Below are 16,450 nucleotides of genomic sequence, written 5' to 3' on the forward strand. Positions count from 1 at the left end.
GGACGCGGGCGCGCATAGTGCGCCGCCGGGCAGACAGAACATTCATGGAGGAATGTCATGTATATCAATAACAACTCAATGGCTTCCAATGTTGCCAACAACTTGACCTCGCACTACAGCGACCTGGCGACTTCGACCCAGCGTCTGTCCACAGGCCTGCGCGTGAACTCCGCTGCCGACGATGCCGCCGGCCTCGCCATTCGCGAATTGATGCGTACGGATATCAAGGCGTTGCAACAGGGCGTGCGTAATGCCAACGACGCCATTTCCCTCATTCAGACCGCCGACGGCGCCCTGGGCGTCATCGACGAAAAGCTGACCCGTATGAAGGAACTGGCAGAACAGGCTTCCACCGGTACCTATGACTCCACCCAGCGCTTGATGATCGAATCGGAGTACCAGGCCATGGCATCGGAAATTACCCGAATCGCCAACGCCACGGACTTCAACGGCATCCACCTGCTGGACGGCAATCTGTCCGGTGACACGCATGTGGGCAGCACGATGACCTCCACCGGCAAGATGAAGGTCCACTTCGGTACTGCCAACGACTCGGCGGAAGACTATTACTACATCCAGATCGGCACGAGCACAGCCTCGGCCCTTGGTGTAGGCAATGAGACGACCGTCGGACGGGCCGGTGCAACCATCTCCACCCAGGAAGCGGCGCAGAAGGCCCTTGTGGCCATCACCAACGCGGTGGTTTCCAAGGACAAGATCCGGGCACATCTGGGCGCGTTGCAGAACCGCCTGGAGAACACCGTCTCCAACCTCACCACTCAGGCTGAAAACTTGCAGGCGGCTGAATCCCGCATTTCCGACGTGGACGTGGCCACGGAAATGACGAAGTTTGTCCGCAATCAGATCCTCACCCAGTCGTCTGTGGCCATGCTCTCGCAGGCCAACAGCATGCCCAAGATGGCCATGCAGCTTATCCAGGGTTAACGCTGGTTGAGGGCGTGCTTTAGCACGTATCCCAAAATATCCCCGAAGGGTTCGCCCTTCGGGGATATTTTGCTGCGGAGATGTTTCTTCCGGAGGCCAGATGAGCGCGCTCTCGCTGGTTCAGGCCAGTGCGGTCAGATCATAGTCCGTATTTTCCACTATATCGCATTCCACGAGCGCTCCGGGCGCAACGCCCGGCCCGCTCACGTAAGTGATGCCGTCCACCTCCGGCGCCTGAAACCACACGCGCCCGCTGTGCAGCCCCGGCCAGTCGGGATGCGGGGCATCTACCAGCACCTGCATGCGCCCGCCCACCTGCGCGGAGAGCAGCTCGTTGCTGATGTCGGCCTGAATTTCCATAAGAGAATCCCTACGCCACTGCTTAACTTCATCTGGCACCTGATCGGGCAATGTTGCCGCCACGGTGCCATCTTCTGCCTGATAGGCAAACACGCCCACATGCTGAAAGCGACTTTCTTCTACAAAACGGCACAAACTTTCAAAATGCTCTTCCGTTTCGCCAGGATAGCCAACAATAAAGGTCGTGCGCAAAGCCGCATGGGGCAGCACGGAGCGCACCGTATCCAGTACGCGCCGGGGGTCGCCCGCAAAAGGCCGACCCATGCGCGACAGCACATCAGGGTGAGCGTGTTGCAAGGGAATATCCAGATAGGGCAGCAAAGGCGCGCCACAATCTCTGATAAAACGCAAAAGCTCCGGCGTCACGCCTGTAGGGTACAGGTAGAGCAGGCGCAGCCAGGCGAGGCCCTCAAGCCCCACCAGCTTTTCAAGCAGGCTGGGCAGGCCGTGCTTGAGCCCAAGATCAACACCCCAGGAGGTCAGATCCTGCGCCACAAGATCAAGCTCGCGTACGCCCTGAGCCAGCAGAGCCCTGGCTTCTTCGGCAATATCATCGGCGGTCAGCGATTTAAGGCCGCCCCTGATGGAAGGAATGGTGCAGAACGCGCACTTGTGCCTGCACCCCTCGCCCACCTTGAGCCATGCGTACGAAGGGCCGGTAGAAAGCAATCTGCCGCCGCCGGGGATACGGGCAGGAGGCTCGGGCAGGTTCAGGGCTGCTGCCAGCAAGGCTGGCCAGCGCGGCAGATCACCCGTGGGTAGCCACACGTCCACTTCCGGCAGTTCCGCTGCCAGGTCGGCAGCGCCATAACGCCCCACCATACAGCCGCCTACAGCCAGCAGGGGCTTGACCTTGCACTTTTCAAGCCTCTGGATGGCGTCCACAACCGCGCGAACGGATTCACGCACGGCAGGGTCGATGAATCCGCAGGTATTGATGAAAACCAGACGCGCCTTGCCCATGTGTTCCACATGCTGCACGGCGACCCCAAGCGAACCGAGCAGACGCTCACTGTCCACGCGGTTTTTTGGGCAGCCAAGGCTCAGCGACCATACTTTCAGGGAATGAGGAAAAATAGCTCGTGTCATGGAGGCACAATACAGAGGGGCGGGGCGCTTGTCATCATTGAGGCCAGACCCCATTCTTCAAACCGGGCGTGTCCAGCCCGGCAATTTGCAAAACGATAACACAGATGCTAGATCTAATCTGTTGTCTAACAGGCTAATACACAAATGTAATGCCGCACGGCGGAACATAAAAATGAAAAACGCGGACCCTGCAAACCTCAGCATATCGGCTACCCAATCCGGGGAAAAGCCGCCTGCGGAATCTCCCCAGGAAATTTGCCTTTCCCACGCCTTGCAGAGCGTCTACGGTGACATATTGCTTATAGATTTTGAGAGGGATACCTGCCGCGAACTGTACCACGGGGAAGGTCACTTTGCGCGCATGCCCCTGGACCAGCCCCTTGCCGAAACGCTCAGACGAGAGCTTGACGAGAGAGTTCACCCCGACGACGCACCACGTTTTGCGGCGTTTTTTTCTCAGGGCAGCCTGCGGCAGATGCTGGCGCAGACTCCTCTTTTTGCTGCGGAAGACATCCGCAAGAAGGCCCTCAACGGTTTGTACCGATGGGTGCGCATTATTGCCTTTCCTGCACCCCAATACGGCGGGGAACAGACCTATATTGTCTGCACGGAAGACATTGAAAACCACAAGATTGCGGCCGACATTGCCCATGAGAACGAAATGCTGCGCCGGCAAAAGCTGGATGCCCTGCGTTACAAGGCAGTGGTGGATCACACCCGCACCCTGGTTTTTGAATGGAGCGGCACAGATCTGACATATCTGAGCCACAGGATTCCCGAACTGCTGGCGGGCGAATATGACGGGCGCAATCCCTTTGACGTGTGGCGTGAAGACGATGTCCTCTACGCGGGCGACATGGAACCCTTTGACACCTGTCTGGCACGCCTTGCTCTGGGTATCCGCTCTGGCGAAACGACCATTCGCCTGCGCCGCCGCGACGGCCAGTACATCTGGTGCAAGATCACCTACACCAAGCTTGACGACGGGGAGTCGGAAGAGCGTTACATCGGCACTCTCAACGACGTGGATGCAGCTACGCGCACCGAGCAGGCCCTGCGCCTGCGCGCAGAGCACGACCCTCTCACAGGCGCGTTCAACACCCAGACATTTTTTGAAAAAATAGACAAGCTCATCAAAAACCGGCCCAACGAGCAGTACTGCGTATTGCGGTTTGACGTGGCCGGGTTCAAGGCCATCAACGAATCTTTTGGGCTTGAAGAGGGCAACCGCCTGCTAAGGGGCATTGCCCGGCTGATCCGCCAGCGCCTCATTCCTGAAAAGGAAATCTTTGCCCGGCTCACCGCCGATGTTTTTGCCGTCTGCCTCACAGGCGGCAACGAGCGGACGCTACAGTTCATCCAAAACCTTTCTCTGCGTCTGGATCACTATTCCGACACCTTTCGGGTCAAGCTGTTCTTTGGTATCTGCCCTGTGGAAAACTCACGCACCCCGGCCCACATTCTGTGCGACTGGGCCTATCTGGCGCAGAAGACGGTCAAGGGCAGCGACATTGTCAACTTTGCCTTTTACGATGATGCCCTGCGCAAACGCCTGCATGATGAAAGCTACATCACTGACCAGATGTACGAAGCGCTGGAAAAACACCAGTTCAGGCTTTTTCTGCAACCCAAGGTGCAGATTTCCAGCGGGCGCATTGTGGGAGCAGAAGCGCTGGTGCGCTGGCAGCACCCCACAGACGGGCTTATCCTGCCCGGACGTTTTGTACCCCTTTTTGAACGCAACGGCTTTATTGTGCGGCTGGACTCGTACATCTGGGATCAGACCTGCCAGACCCTGCGCACATGGATCGATAAGCACTACGAACCCATGCCCATCTCTGTGAACATGTCGCGTCTGCATTTTAACGATGACGACCTGCCCAACAAGCTCGTCAGCCTCCTGAACAAGTACAATCTGCCACGCCACATGCTTGAGCTGGAACTGACCGAGAGTGCCTTTTTTGCCAATGAGCCAAGGCTGAAACGCCTTATGAACGAACTACGGGCCGCAGGATTTGTTTTTTCCATGGACGATTTCGGCACGGGCTACTCATCGCTGAGTACCTTGCGCGACCTGCCCTTTAACGTGGTCAAGCTTGACCGGGCCTTTATCAGCGACGGCACCACCAACAAACGCGGTCAGATTGTGGCCCGCAACACCATAGCTCTGGCGCGCGACCTTGATATGTCCATTGTGGCCGAAGGTGTGGAAACCAAGGAACACGCCCGTTTCTTGCTCAACAGCGGCTGCAACTGCGCTCAGGGCTTCTACTATTCCCGGCCAGTGGATACGGCGGAGTTTGAAGTGCTCAGCTTTGTGCAGGAAAAGGCCTTCTGGGTGCATCCGCAACTGAAGGAAGACGCCATCCGTCTGGGACTGCCCATAAGCACGGAAGCTCCCATCAAGGAATACTGATTCTTTTCGCCACGCCTTCTCGCCCACGCCCCGGCAACACAGATTCAAACCGTCAAATTACAGCAGTGCTGACGCTGCACCTGCTGACTCAGCATATCTGGCATGCCCGGCATGCATGGTCGCGGGCTTGCCCCGGTTACAGCGGCAGACGCAGCAGGCGGATGGTATGCGGCTGGATATACAGCAGCTTGCCTTCGCAAATGTCGTCCGCACGGGTCACAAAGCTGTCCTTGTTCACGTTCAGGATGGCTTCTGCCTCGTGGCTGCAGTCAAAAAGATGCAGCACGTCACCGGTCAGCGAGTCGGCGGTTGTCCAGTGTCGGTTCACAGGCGGGCCATCCGGGGTGATGTGACGCAGAAAACGAAAAATCACAGCCCTGCCGCTGCCCGGCGCAAGCCATGTGCGGCAGCATTCCCATACCTGATCCACAGAGGGGTCGTCCTCATCTGTAAATGGCTGGCGCACTTCCAGCGGGAAGGAACGGCTCTGGATGCGCAGCATGCCGTCAACCAGTCCGCAATAGTCAGTTTCCTGCTCCAGAACGGCACGGAAGGCCTCAGGCGAGGCCGCCAGGCCCATCAGGGTTTCGTTAAGAATGTCGCGCGCCTTGAGAACCCTGATGGTGTGGGTCAGCCGCAAGCCGTTGAGCACTGCATAAATTGCGCAAAAAGTGTCCAGTTTGCCCTGATAAAACGGTTTCAGCATGAATACCCCCGTTGGTTGTTATGCCCACAGCAACACCCAGGGTCAAGCCTTCCACCCCGCCAGCATTTTTGCTTTTGCAAAGGTCTTTCTTTACAAGCTGCTGCCTCACGTGTATAAAAGAGCCTTCACAAACAATATCACAATACCTTGATATGCAGATATTTACAAATCCCCAAGAGTTGGCGGCCCAATGCAAGGCCTGGCACCGCGCCGGAGACGATATCGCTCTGGTGCCCACCATGGGCTACTACCATCAGGGGCACGAAGACCTCATGGCCTTTGCCCGCACGCAGGCGAAACGCCTGGTGGTGAGCCTTTTTGTCAACCCTGCCCAGTTTGGCCCTGGCGAGGATCTGGAAGCATATCCCCGCAATGCCGAGCGCGACGCGGACATAGCCCGCAGTCATGGGGCGGACGCGCTGTTCATGCCGCAGCCCGATACCATGTACGCGCCAGACCACGCCACATGGGTGGAAGTTCCCGAACTTTCCCGTGGCCTGTGCGGCCTCACCCGGCCTGTGCACTTTCGCGGCGTATGCACCGTGGTGCTCAAGCTCTTTATGCTGACCGGCGCGGATGTCGCCGTTTTTGGACAGAAGGACTGGCAGCAGCAGGCTATCTTGCGCCGCATGGTGCGCGACCTTGATGTGCCTGTGCGCATTGAAACGCGCGAAACCGTGCGCGAAGCTGACGGCCTGGCCCTTTCCTCGCGCAACGTCTATCTCAGCCCGGACGAACGCGCCCATGCTCCAGAGATCCGCAAGGCCCTGCTCTACGCCCAAAAACTGGCCCAGAGCGGTGAAACCAGCGTCAAGCTGCTGCGCGAGGCGGTGCTGCGCCGCTGGGCGGAATTTCTGCCCATGGGACGCCTTGACTACCTCAGTATTGTTCACCCGGAATCCATGACTCCGCTCACCGAAGTCACCGGTCCGGCGCTCATGGCCTGTGCCGTGCGCATAGGCAAGGCCCGGCTTATCGACAATATTCTGTTGCGACCCTAAAACCCGCGCCGCACTGACGCGAGCGCCCAAGGAGATTCATATGCACACCAAGGGCAAATACTTTTTCACTTCAGAATCTGTAACTGAAGGCCACCCCGACAAGGTCGCCGACCAGATTTCCGATGCCATTCTTGATACCCTGCTGGCACAGGACGCCAACGCCCACGTGGCCTGCGAAACCCTGGTGACCACAGGCATGGCTGTTATCGCTGGCGAAATTACCACCAGCGGCTACGCCGACCTGCCCCATGTGGTGCGCGAGACCATCAAGGGTATTGGCTACAATAGCTCAGAAATGGGTTTTGACTGGCAGACCTGCGCTGTTATCAACGCCATTGGCCGCCAGTCGCCCGACATTGCCCAGGGCGTGCTGCGCGAAAAGCCCGAAGATCAGGGCGCTGGCGACCAGGGCATGATGTTTGGCTTTGCCTGCAACGAGACTTCCACCCTTATGCCCGCCCCCATTTACTGGGCGCACCAGCTTTCGCAGCAGCTGGCGAAAGTGCGCAAGGACGGTACGGTGGACATTTTCCGTCCCGATGGCAAGACCCAGGTTTCCTTTGAATATCAGGACGGAAAGCCTGTGCGTATCAACAACGTGGTGGTCTCCACCCAGCACAGCGCCACCGCCAGCCAGGCTGATGTGGCCGAAGCCGTGAAAAAACACGTCATTCGCCCCATCCTGGAACCCTCCGGCTATTTTGACGAAAAGGCCTGCGAAATCTTCATCAACACCACGGGCCGTTTTGTGGTGGGTGGCCCCATGGGCGACTGCGGCCTCACAGGCCGCAAGATCATTCAGGACACCTACGGCGGCAGCGGTCACCACGGCGGCGGCGCGTTCTCCGGCAAGGATCCCTCCAAGGTTGACCGTTCCGGCGCGTACATGGGCCGCTACATTGCAAAAAATGTTGTTGCCGCTGGCCTCGCACCCATATGCGAAGTGCAGATCGCCTATTGCATCGGCGTGGCCCAGCCCGTCAGCGTGCTTGTCTCCTCGCAGGGCACCAGCGACCTGCCGGACGAACTGCTGACCAAGGCCGTGCGCGAAGTCTTTGACCTGCGCCCCTACTTCATCAGCAAGCGCCTTGATCTCAAGCGCCCCATCTACCAGAAGTCTTCCTGCTATGGTCACTTTGGCCGCGAACTGCCGGAATTCACCTGGGAAAAGACTGACGCCGTAGCCGACCTGCGTACCGCCGCCAAGGTGTAGCGCGAGCCTGCATATTCACCCTTTTGAGGTGCAGGAAACTCCTTGCTGGGTTTTCTGCACCTTATTTTATCCATTTTTTTTGCTCGCATATTCCGGCTACATGCTTTTGATCGCCTTAAATTCCGGCTAAATATCCCTTTCATCCGCACGAGTTGCAAGCCGCCTCGCCCTTGCCTATACTGGTTCACTTGACCGCGCCGCTCCGGCGCTATTCTGAGCAGATTCACCCTAGAACTGCCCGTAGTCTGCGCGAGCAGACACCCGCCACAAAGGGCCAGCCGCGATGCATTACGCTGGCAATGCCCCTTGTGAGCGACTAAAAATGCTGTAGTGAAGGCGAGGTAGCACATGGCTGGCAATACATTCGGACAGGCCCTCCGGCTGACAACATTCGGCGAATCCCACGGCGTGGGCCTTGGCGGCGTCATTGACGGCTGCCCGGCTGGCCTGGCCCTGACAGAGGCCGACATTCAGGCCGAGCTTGACCGCCGCAAACCCGGTCAGGGCCCCACCGCCACCAAGCGCAAGGAATCGGACACGGTTCGCCTGCTCTCCGGCGTGTACGAGGGCATGACCACCGGCACGTCCATTGCCTTCTACATCGCCAACGAAGACCAGCGCTCGCACGACTACGGCAATCTGGCCGAAGTTTTCCGCCCCGGCCATGCAGACTGGGGATATTTTCAGAAGTACAACGGCATACGCGACCATCGAGGCGGCGGGCGCTCCTCTGGGCGCGAGACCGCAGCCCGCGTGGCTGGCGGCGTCATTGCCCGCAAGATTCTTGAACGACGTGGCGTAAAAATCATGGCCGCCTGCGTGGAACTGGGCGGAACCGCCGTGCAGGACTGGGCAACCCTTGACCTGGACAATGCCCGCAACCGCCCCTACTGCGCCGCCACCGAGGCCATGCCCTCCCTGTGGGATCAGGTTGTGCTGGCCGCCCGCAAAGCGGGCGACACATTGGGAGGCATTGTGCGCATTGAGGCGCGCAATGTGCCCGCAGGTCTTGGCGAGCCCGTTTTTGACAAGCTGGAGGCTGTGCTGGCCCACGCCATCATGAGCATTGGCGCGGTTAAAGGCTTTTCTGTGGGCGAAGGTTTTGGCGCGGCCAAGTTGCATGGCTCGCAGAACAACGACCCCCTGCTCCCCGCCGACCCGGCGCAGCCCGGCAAGGCCCGCTTTGCTTCCAACCATGCAGGGGGCATACTGGGTGGCATTTCCAGTGGACAGACCATTGTGATGCACGCTGCGGTCAAGCCCATCGCATCCATAGCCGTTACCCAGCAGACCGTGGACAAGGAAGGCAACGCCGCCTCCGTGCTCATTGGCGGACGACACGACCTTGCCGCCATCCCGCGCGTAGTGCCGGTTATGGAAGCCATGACAGCTTTGGCCCTTGCCGATGCCCTGCTGCTCCAGCAGCGCATGGGGCTGGCCCTGTGAACAAAAAGGCCGATGCTCGCACTCTGAACGCCCTGCGTTCTGTTGGCCCGGCAACCATTGAAGACCTGCGCCTGCTTGGCGTTGCGGATATTTCCGCCCTGGCGGGGTGCGACCCTCAGGCCCTGTATGATGAACTGTGCCGCATCAAAGGCCGGAAAATTGATATCTGCTGTCTTGATGTTTTCAATTGCGCTGTTGCCCAGGCAAAGAACCCGGAACTTTCTGATGAACAGCGCAACTGGTTCTGGTGGTCGCGGCAGCGCAAGGCTGCAACAAGCCCAAGGATTGCTGACAAGGCGAGTGCATGAGCAACCTGCCCCTTTTACAAGATCCCGATTCCGTTGAACTCACCGGCACGGTGGAGCGCGTTGTCTTCCACAATGAAGAAAACGGCTACACTGTGCTGCGTTTGTTGCCCGCCAGTGTGAACAGCGGCAACGGCAACGCTGGCCTCACCCGACCACGCGACCCTGTTTCGTGCATCGGGCACATGGTCAACCCGCAAGCGGGCGTGCAGCTCAAGGTATCGGGGCGCTGGGTCAACAACCCCCGTTTTGGCCGCCAGATCGAGTTTCAGAACGCCGATGAAATGCTGCCCGCCACCAGCGAGGGCATCCGCCTCTATCTCGCCTCGGGCCTTATCAAGGGCGTTGGCGAAGAAATGGCCGGGCGCATAGTCGAAGCCTTTGGCACGGATACCATCCGTATTCTTGACGAAGAGCCAGAGCGCCTGCTCAAGGTGCGCGGCGTGGGCAGCAAGAGCCTTGACCGCATCCGCACCTCCTGGGCCGAGCACCGGGGTATGCGCGACCTGCTGCTCTTTTTGCAGCCCCACGGTATTACACCGGCCTACGCTGTACGCATCTACCGCGCTTACGGCGCTGAGGCGCTCGCCATTGTGCGCGAGAATCCCTATCGCCTTGCCATGGATATCCACGGCATCGGCTTTGTTACCGCTGACGCCGCCGCAAGCAAGCTGGGCTTTGAGCACGACAACCCCCTGCGTGTACAGGCGGGGACCCTCTATGTGCTGCAAAAAGCCACGGACGATGGCAACGTCTATTTGCCGCAGGCGGAGCTGACCGAGGCCGTTTGCGCCCAGATCGGCGTTGACGAAGGCCTTGTGGAGGATGCCCTCGCCGCGCTCGAAGCCGATGAGCGCATTGTGCGCGAAGAGCTGGATATGCCCGACGCCCCCGGCGAAATCGGCGTGTACATGCGGCGCTACCACCACTGCGAGTCAAAAACCGCCTTCTACATTCAGCGCCTCTTACGCTCGCCCAAATCCGTGCGTTTTGAAAAGCCGGATGCGCTGGTGGACAAGGTTGTGGGCGAACTGAACATTTCCCTCGCGGCAGAGCAGCTTGAGGCCGTGCGCACCGCCGCCCGCAGCAAGATGATGGTGCTCACCGGCGGCCCCGGCACTGGCAAAACCACCATCATCAACGCCATTATCAAGCTCTTTGGCGAGGTGCGCGCCCGCATACTGCTGGCAGCCCCCACAGGCCGCGCCGCCAAGCGCATGTCTGAAACGTCTGGCCGCGAATCGCGCACCATCCACCGTCTGCTGGAATATAGCCCCAAGGAAGACGGCTTTGCACGCAATGAGGACAATCCCCTCGCCTGCGGTCTCCTTGTGGTGGATGAAGCCTCCATGATGGACACCCTGCTCTTCTACCACCTGCTCAAGGCTGTGCCGCTGGGCGCAACCCTTGTGCTGGTAGGCGATGTGCACCAGTTGCCCTCGGTAGGCCCAGGCAACGTGCTTGCAGATATTATCCGCTCCGGCGTTGTGCCTGTTGTGGAACTGACCGAAATTTTCCGTCAGTCTGCGGAGAGCGAAATCATCTGCAATGCCCACCTCATCAACCGTGGCGAAATTCCCTCGCTTGAATCGAGCAAGGAGCGGCTCTCGGACTTCTACTTTATACATCAGAACGATGCAGAAAAAGCTGCGGAACTCATTGTGGATCTGGTGCGCAACCACATTCCCCGGCGTTTCAACCTCGACCCGGTGGACGACATCCAGGTGCTCACGCCCATGCACAAGGGCGCAGTGGGTGCTGGCCGCATGAACGCCTGCCTTCAGGAAGCCCTGAACCCCCACGGCGTGGAAGTGCGCCGTGGCGACCGCTGCTTCCGCCTGCACGACAAGGTCATGCAGATACGCAACAACTACGACAAGGACGTTTTTAACGGCGACATGGGACGCATCAGCTTTATGGACGTGCGCGAACGCACCCTCAGCATCACCTTTGACGAGCGCGTTGTGCCCTACGAATTTGATGAACTGGATGAAATCGCGCCTGCCTATGCCATTTCCATCCACAAGTCGCAAGGCTCGGAATACCCCGCCGTGGTCATTCCCGTCATGATGCAGCACTATGTGCTTTTGCAGCGCAACCTTATTTACACGGGTGTAACGCGCGGCAAAAAACTGGTCATTCTGGTGGGCGAATCCCGCGCCCTGCACATGGCTGTCAAAAACAACAAGACCCGTAAGCGCTTCACCCGGCTGGCCCAGCGCCTCGCGCCTGTGGAGTAGCATGGGGGCACAAATTGTCGTTCTGAAACTCCAGCCCGTTTGCACTGCGGATTTTAAAGAAACAGTGCCGACCAGGATTCATTATGAAATACCTTGATGACTCATGGGAAAGAAACGAGCATTTCAGTTTTTTCCAATCGCGCAGAAACCCATGCTTCAGTGTTTCTTTTTCAGCAAATATTGCAAGGCTGTGTGAAATAAAAGCTCAGAATGGCTTTCGGCTTACGGATTGTATCTATTTTGCCGCCATGCTTGCCGTTCATGGTGTTGCAGGATTTAGACAGCGCATAGTCAATTTGCGCCCTGCGGAATTTGAACGCATTGATGCGGCGTTTACCTACATCCCCAAGGGCAGAAAACTGCATTGCAACTGCGTTGCGAAATTTGACCCAAAATTTTCCGTCTTCAGCAGCAATATCAGTGCTGCGCGGGCTATTGCCGACCAGAATCCAACGCTTTGCCCCAAGGGCGGCGACGTGCAAAGCTTGATCTACTTTAGCTGCGTGCCAGACATTCCCATACTTTCAGCAACAAATCCCTGGGGTGATCCGTGGATCGACAGCGTGCCCAGAATTCTTTTTGGCAAAAAAGATGACGCAGGGAATGTCACCATTTCCATTGAAGCGCTCCATAGCTTTATTGACGGAATACATCTGGCTGAGTTTTATAAGCTCTTTACACAAATCATCGAATCCCCCCACGAATACTTCAGCTGATCGCGACAGCGCCAGTAAAAAAGATAGCCCGGCTCATTCCATGAACCGGGCTATCTTTTTTTCCATGAGGTCAGACTTGCCTGCGCTATGCGCGAGTGAGCTGCTTAGTATGCGCAGGGAGTCTTTTTCTTATGCTTTGCCGCGCGATGGACTTTGCTAGCTGACCATTGATGGGCGCGCTGCATGATGCACCTTGTTCTCTGGCAATGTGCTTCTTGACTTCCCGCGCGATGGATTTTGTTCGCTGACAAGGAAAGCAGGGTTTTTGCGCATAACCTTGATGGCCGCGCTGCATGATGCATTTTGTTCTCTGGCAAGGAAGGAGCGCTTTGTATGCAGGGAGTGTACTCTTAGGTACTCGACCGAAATACAAAGCGCTCCTGACGCAGCCAGAGGGCAAAAGGCGCATCCAGCGCGGCCATCAATTAAGCACTGGCGGCAAGATGCAGATCACCCATAGCCAACCTCCACGCAGCAATATCTTCCACACTGCACAAAGGCATGTTGTGGGCGCGGGCAAAGCACGCAACTTCGGGCAGGCGGGCCATTTCGCCGTCATCCATGGTCAGCTCGCAAAGTACGCCGCAGGGCTCAAGGCCTGCCATACGCATGAGGTCAACTGTGGCTTCCGTGTGCCCGCGCCGTTCAAGCACGCCGCCGGGGCGTGCCCGCAAGGGGAACACATGGCCGGGGCGGCGCAGATGGGCGGGCTTGGCATCGGGCGCTGCGGCGGCCTTGATGGTGGCGACGCGGTCAGCGGCGGAAACACCCGTGGTAACGCCCGTGGCTGCCTCAATGGTGACGGTAAAGGCAGTTCCCTGCGTGTTGGTGTTGTGGTCGGTCATCATGGGCAGGTCAAGACGCTGCACATGATCGTCCGTGAGGCACAGGCAGACAATGCCGCTGCAATGCCGGATCAGCATAGCCATCTGCGGCACCGTGATATGCTGCGCGCTGAAAATGAGGTCGCCTTCGTTTTCGCGGTTTTCGTCATCCACAACGCAAACGCCGCCGCCTTTGCGCAATGAGGCAAGAGCAGCGCGAACACGTTCTTCAGAGGTGCCGAAAGAAGCAAGGGATAATGAGGACTGATGCATTCCGTTCTCCTGTTTCCGGCTTTGTTTGCCGGGAGATGGTGCATCAGGGCGTGGACGGGCCGCAACACAAAGTGCGCCTTCCAATAAAGGACGCACCGCTGCTGTGAGCGGCAAAAAACCGTTCTCTTCCATCCGGACTATAACCGTCGGCTTCGGATTCTCACCGAATCTGCTGACCCCAAACACTGGGCGCTCGCGGGCTGGCGGAAGCCTGCTGGCCGCCGCATCACCGCCGGTGGGGACTTTCACCCCGCCCTGAGAAATCTTGTACAGCTTACACCCCGGAAGAGGCATGTGCAAGCATCAGGTTCAGCTGTCGCTGCCCCCGCGTGATTATGCAGACAGCACTCAGGCCGCAAAGACAGTGGCCTCGTACCAGAACAATTGCGCCCCCGGCAGCTTCCATGAGCCAAGAGCCACACCAGCCTTAAGACACAGATTGTCCAGATACGCCCGTCTATCCCACCCCTGCTCCACGGGCACCTGCGGCAGGAACACGCCGCTGCGCCCCTCGTAGACCAGCACAAGGCCGTGCCGCCCCACCTCCACTGCGTCCGGGCCGGGGCAAGGACTGAGCTCGTCCAGAACGGAAATATCGAGGGCGACATGCGGCCATTCGGCAAGCGTTAACGCGGGGAAACGGGGGTCTGCAAAAGCCGCAGCCTGCGCCATATGCCACACAGTCGCATACAACGGCTCACGCCCCACAATATTGCCAATACAACCGCGAAGCCTCTCACCCATATTCAGGGTTACAAAAGCCCCAAGCGTTCGCCACAGGGCACTTTCTGGTGCAAATTGTCCGGCAGAAGGTTGCGGAGCATCCGTCACGCTTTTTCCTGCCAATCCGGCTTCTATGGACATGCGGGCCTGATGCGACAAAAATTGCTTTTCAGTGTCAGACAGGGAAAATGCAATACTCATTCTGCCTCCCGCGTAACAAACAGGGCGTGAAAGCGAAACAGGGCAGACCCGGCATACAGGTTTACCCGTTCAGCACAGATTGCGGGGAATACCCGCGCAGAGCAAGCCTTTGTGATCAAGAGGGAGAGTGGCTGCTGCCACGTATGCCTTGTGACTTTCAGCTAAGCGTCTGTAGGCCAGCCTGCCGTTGCGTTTAAGCAGAGCCGAGGCCGGAGGAGCATAGGAGTCTCCCTCGGTAAGCAAGAAATGCCACAACTCACGTTGCGGCATAACTTGCTGAGGCTTACACGCAAAGGCTGACGCACCTTGCGAAGGCGCATGCTTCAAGGCATGTCCTTGCCGTTCGAGATAAGAATCCCGACAAATAAACCTGAGGCATTCTGGCGAAATCTGCCAGACGACATCGGCCAGCAGCAGAGGGCAGTCGGCAACAAAGACGCGCTTTTTATGCAGGGAGCGTACACGTGGTGCTCATCCGTAATAAAAAGCGCGTTTTGGCGCAGCCGAAAGCAAAGACACTGGGCCAATGCGGTCTGCTGCTAATCTTCGCCTTCAGCGGCAGACTGCTTGCCCGCGCCCTTCATGCCGTACATGGTGGTGGAACCGGAAGACCAGAATTCCAGCACTTCTTCGTTCACCAGCTTGGTGAGGATTTTCTTCACGTCGCGGGGTCCCTTGTCGGGGAACAAATCAAGGAAGTCCTTGAAGTAGAACTTGGACTTGGATCCAGATTTGCTATTCAGGAATTCAACAACAATGTCTTTGTCGTCAGCCATGGTGAGTCTCCTGTCCCGGCGGCGCAAAAAGCGCCGCCGGGGTTGATAAACAAGCTATACCTAGAACTTGAACTGCGTGCTCTGGCGCCACGTGTAGTAGGCGGGATCACGGAAGTCGTCGATGAGGTGGTGGGTGAATTCAAGGCCGGTCATCTTGAAGAAGGTTTCCCAGCCGATGCGTTCAGCCCAGTCGCCCAGACGTTCGTACTTGTTGGCGTTGGCCGCGTACACTTCAACGATGTGCTTCACGGTCTTGGTCAACGAAGGCCAACGGGGCGGTTCGTTGGGGATGTAACCCACAACGACCTTGGAGAACTTGGGCATGCTGATACGGTTGGAAACCTTGCCGCCAACCATGATGGCAACGCCGTCGCCTTCGCCGTCCGAGATGGGCAGCGCGGGGCACATGGTGTAGCAGTTACCGCAGTACATGCAGCGGTCTTCCTTAATGGCGATGGAGTTCACCTTGTTGCCGTTGTGTTCCACCTTGGTGGGACGCACAGCGGCGGTGGGGCAAGCAGACACGGCCAAGGGGATTTCGCAGAGCTGGTCAGCCCATTCGTGGTCGACCATCGGGGGCTTGCGGTGGATACCCACAAGGCCGATGTCCGAGCAGTGCACGGCGCCGCACATGTTGATGCAGCAGGCAAGCGCGATGCGCACGGGGGCGGGCAGACGCATGGACTTGAAGTCTTCAAACACGGCGTCCATCACAGCCTTAACCGGGCCAGAGGCGTCGGTCGCGGGGGTGTGGCAGTGCACCCAACCCTGGGTGTGCACCATGTTGCTGATGCCAGCGCCGGTGCCGCCCACGGGGAACTTGAACGAGCCACCGTCAAACTTGCGGCTGTTCAGGTCGTCGCGCAGGGCCTTCATGCCGGCTTCGCTGTCCACCATGAATTCAATGTTGTTACGGGTGGTCCAGCGCAGGTAGCCGCCACAGTGCTTGTCGGCGATGTCGCACAGCTCACGGATGTGAGTGATGGACATGGTACGGGTGCCGCCCACGCGGACGGTGTAGCACTTGTCGCCGCTTTCGGCCACGTGCACGAGCACGCCAGGCTCCAGAATTTCGTGATAGAGCCACTTGCCGAAGTTGTTCTTGATCACCGGCGGGAAGTATTCATTATACTTATGGGGTCCGATGTCAGTAATGCGGCCTTCCATCGGTTTTGCGGGATTGTACCCGGAAGAAATAAAAGCCATGTTCTTCTCC

14 protein-coding genes and 1 riboswitch are annotated in these 16,450 nt (G+C 58.2%); of the genes, 8 read left to right on the forward strand and 6 right to left on the reverse strand.

Annotated features, from left to right (window positions below; all coding sequences use genetic code 11):
- Window positions 1–57 precede the first annotated feature (57 nt).
- Window positions 58–945 carry a flagellin gene (locus JMF94_RS12035; RefSeq protein WP_240825356.1) on the forward strand — a complete coding sequence of 296 codons (888 nt, stop codon included), beginning with the start codon at window positions 58–60 and terminating at the stop codon, window positions 943–945.
- A gap of 120 nt (window positions 946–1,065) precedes the next feature.
- Here the strand turns inward: JMF94_RS12035 and rimO are convergent, their stop codons facing one another.
- Window positions 1,066–2,394, reverse strand: a complete 1,329-nt coding sequence (gene rimO, locus JMF94_RS12040; RefSeq protein ID WP_240825357.1) for a 30S ribosomal protein S12 methylthiotransferase RimO — start codon at window positions 2,392–2,394, stop codon at window positions 1,066–1,068.
- A 172-nt stretch (window positions 2,395–2,566) separates the two neighbouring features.
- Here rimO and JMF94_RS12045 point away from each other — a divergent pair, with 172 nt between their 5' ends.
- Window positions 2,567–4,810 (forward strand): sensor domain-containing phosphodiesterase, encoded by a 2,244-nt coding sequence (locus JMF94_RS12045; protein ID WP_240825358.1) that lies wholly within the window; start codon window positions 2,567–2,569, stop codon window positions 4,808–4,810.
- A gap of 136 nt (window positions 4,811–4,946) precedes the next feature.
- Here JMF94_RS12045 and JMF94_RS12050 read toward each other — a convergent pair whose 3' ends face one another.
- The gene (locus JMF94_RS12050; protein ID WP_240825360.1) at window positions 4,947–5,516 is read right to left on the reverse strand and encodes a hypothetical protein; all 570 of its coding nucleotides are present in this window, start codon (window positions 5,514–5,516) and stop codon (window positions 4,947–4,949) included.
- Between the two features lie 152 nt (window positions 5,517–5,668).
- On the opposite strand from JMF94_RS12050, the gene panC reads away from it, so the two are divergent.
- The 6 genes from panC (at window position 5,669) to JMF94_RS12080 (ending at window position 12,437) form a co-directional block, all read left to right on the forward strand.
- Window positions 5,669–6,517: a pantoate--beta-alanine ligase gene (panC, locus tag JMF94_RS12055; protein WP_240825361.1), complete on the forward strand. Its 849-nt coding sequence runs from the start codon at window positions 5,669–5,671 to the stop codon at window positions 6,515–6,517.
- 40 nt (window positions 6,518–6,557) lie between these two features.
- Window positions 6,558–7,730 carry a methionine adenosyltransferase gene (gene metK, locus JMF94_RS12060; protein WP_240825362.1) on the forward strand — a complete coding sequence of 391 codons (1,173 nt, stop codon included), beginning with the start codon at window positions 6,558–6,560 and terminating at the stop codon, window positions 7,728–7,730.
- Between the two features lie 348 nt (window positions 7,731–8,078).
- Window positions 8,079–9,176 carry a chorismate synthase gene (gene aroC, locus JMF94_RS12065; protein WP_240825363.1) on the forward strand — a complete coding sequence of 366 codons (1,098 nt, stop codon included), beginning with the start codon at window positions 8,079–8,081 and terminating at the stop codon, window positions 9,174–9,176.
- Window positions 9,173–9,484, forward strand: a complete 312-nt coding sequence (locus JMF94_RS12070; RefSeq protein ID WP_240825364.1) for a helix-hairpin-helix domain-containing protein — start codon at window positions 9,173–9,175, stop codon at window positions 9,482–9,484. Before aroC ends, JMF94_RS12070 begins: the two co-directional genes overlap by 4 nt.
- Window positions 9,481–11,721 (forward strand): ATP-dependent RecD-like DNA helicase, encoded by a 2,241-nt coding sequence (locus tag JMF94_RS12075; protein ID WP_240825365.1) that lies wholly within the window; start codon window positions 9,481–9,483, stop codon window positions 11,719–11,721. Before JMF94_RS12070 ends, JMF94_RS12075 begins: the two co-directional genes overlap by 4 nt.
- 83 nt (window positions 11,722–11,804) lie before the next feature.
- Window positions 11,805–12,437 (forward strand): CatA-like O-acetyltransferase, encoded by a 633-nt coding sequence (locus JMF94_RS12080; protein ID WP_240825366.1) that lies wholly within the window; start codon window positions 11,805–11,807, stop codon window positions 12,435–12,437.
- A gap of 425 nt (window positions 12,438–12,862) precedes the next feature.
- On the opposite strand, the gene ribB is transcribed toward JMF94_RS12080, so the two are convergent.
- The 4 genes from ribB to dsrB all read right to left on the reverse strand — a co-directional run bounded on the left by ribB (window position 12,863) and on the right by dsrB (window position 16,440).
- Window positions 12,863–13,534, reverse strand: a complete 672-nt coding sequence (gene ribB / locus JMF94_RS12085) for a 3,4-dihydroxy-2-butanone-4-phosphate synthase (RefSeq protein WP_240825367.1) — start codon at window positions 13,532–13,534, stop codon at window positions 12,863–12,865.
- A 116-nt stretch (window positions 13,535–13,650) separates the two neighbouring features.
- A riboswitch (FMN riboswitch) is annotated at window positions 13,651–13,801 on the reverse strand.
- Window positions 13,802–13,882: 81 nt separating this feature from the next.
- Entirely contained in the window at window positions 13,883–14,458 is a 576-nt protein-coding gene (gene amrA, locus JMF94_RS12090; protein ID WP_240825368.1) for an AmmeMemoRadiSam system protein A, read from the reverse strand.
- 539 nt (window positions 14,459–14,997) lie between these two features.
- Complete coding sequence (locus JMF94_RS12095; protein ID WP_240825370.1) at window positions 14,998–15,234, reverse strand: dissimilatory sulfite reductase D family protein; 237 nt, start codon at window positions 15,232–15,234, stop codon at window positions 14,998–15,000.
- Window positions 15,235–15,294: 60 nt separating this feature from the next.
- Window positions 15,295–16,440 (reverse strand): dissimilatory-type sulfite reductase subunit beta, encoded by a 1,146-nt coding sequence (gene dsrB, locus JMF94_RS12100; RefSeq protein ID WP_192112559.1) that lies wholly within the window; start codon window positions 16,438–16,440, stop codon window positions 15,295–15,297.
- Between the last annotated feature and the right edge of the window lie 10 nt (window positions 16,441–16,450).

The organism is Desulfovibrio sp. UIB00, assembly GCF_022508225.1.
GTDB lineage: Bacteria > Desulfobacterota > Desulfovibrionia > Desulfovibrionales > Desulfovibrionaceae > Desulfovibrio.

Coding starts and splice junctions, on each gene's coding strand:
- JMF94_RS12080 (WP_240825366.1), top strand. CDS start 11,805: ATGAAATACCTTGATGACTCATGGGAAAGAAACGAGCATTTCAGTTTT.
- JMF94_RS12035 (WP_240825356.1), top strand. CDS start 58: ATGTATATCAATAACAACTCAATGGCTTCCAATGTTGCCAACAACTTG.
- aroC (WP_240825363.1), top strand. CDS start 8,079: ATGGCTGGCAATACATTCGGACAGGCCCTCCGGCTGACAACATTCGGC.
- panC (WP_240825361.1), top strand. CDS start 5,669: ATGCAGATATTTACAAATCCCCAAGAGTTGGCGGCCCAATGCAAGGCC.
- JMF94_RS12075 (WP_240825365.1), top strand. CDS start 9,481: ATGAGCAACCTGCCCCTTTTACAAGATCCCGATTCCGTTGAACTCACC.
- metK (WP_240825362.1), top strand. CDS start 6,558: ATGCACACCAAGGGCAAATACTTTTTCACTTCAGAATCTGTAACTGAA.
- JMF94_RS12050 (WP_240825360.1), bottom strand. CDS start 5,516: ATGCTGAAACCGTTTTATCAGGGCAAACTGGACACTTTTTGCGCAATT.
- dsrB (WP_192112559.1), bottom strand. CDS start 16,440: ATGGCTTTTATTTCTTCCGGGTACAATCCCGCAAAACCGATGGAAGGC.
- JMF94_RS12045 (WP_240825358.1), top strand. CDS start 2,567: ATGAAAAACGCGGACCCTGCAAACCTCAGCATATCGGCTACCCAATCC.
- amrA (WP_240825368.1), bottom strand. CDS start 14,458: ATGAGTATTGCATTTTCCCTGTCTGACACTGAAAAGCAATTTTTGTCG.
- rimO (WP_240825357.1), bottom strand. CDS start 2,394: ATGACACGAGCTATTTTTCCTCATTCCCTGAAAGTATGGTCGCTGAGC.
- JMF94_RS12095 (WP_240825370.1), bottom strand. CDS start 15,234: ATGGCTGACGACAAAGACATTGTTGTTGAATTCCTGAATAGCAAATCT.
- ribB (WP_240825367.1), bottom strand. CDS start 13,534: ATGCATCAGTCCTCATTATCCCTTGCTTCTTTCGGCACCTCTGAAGAA.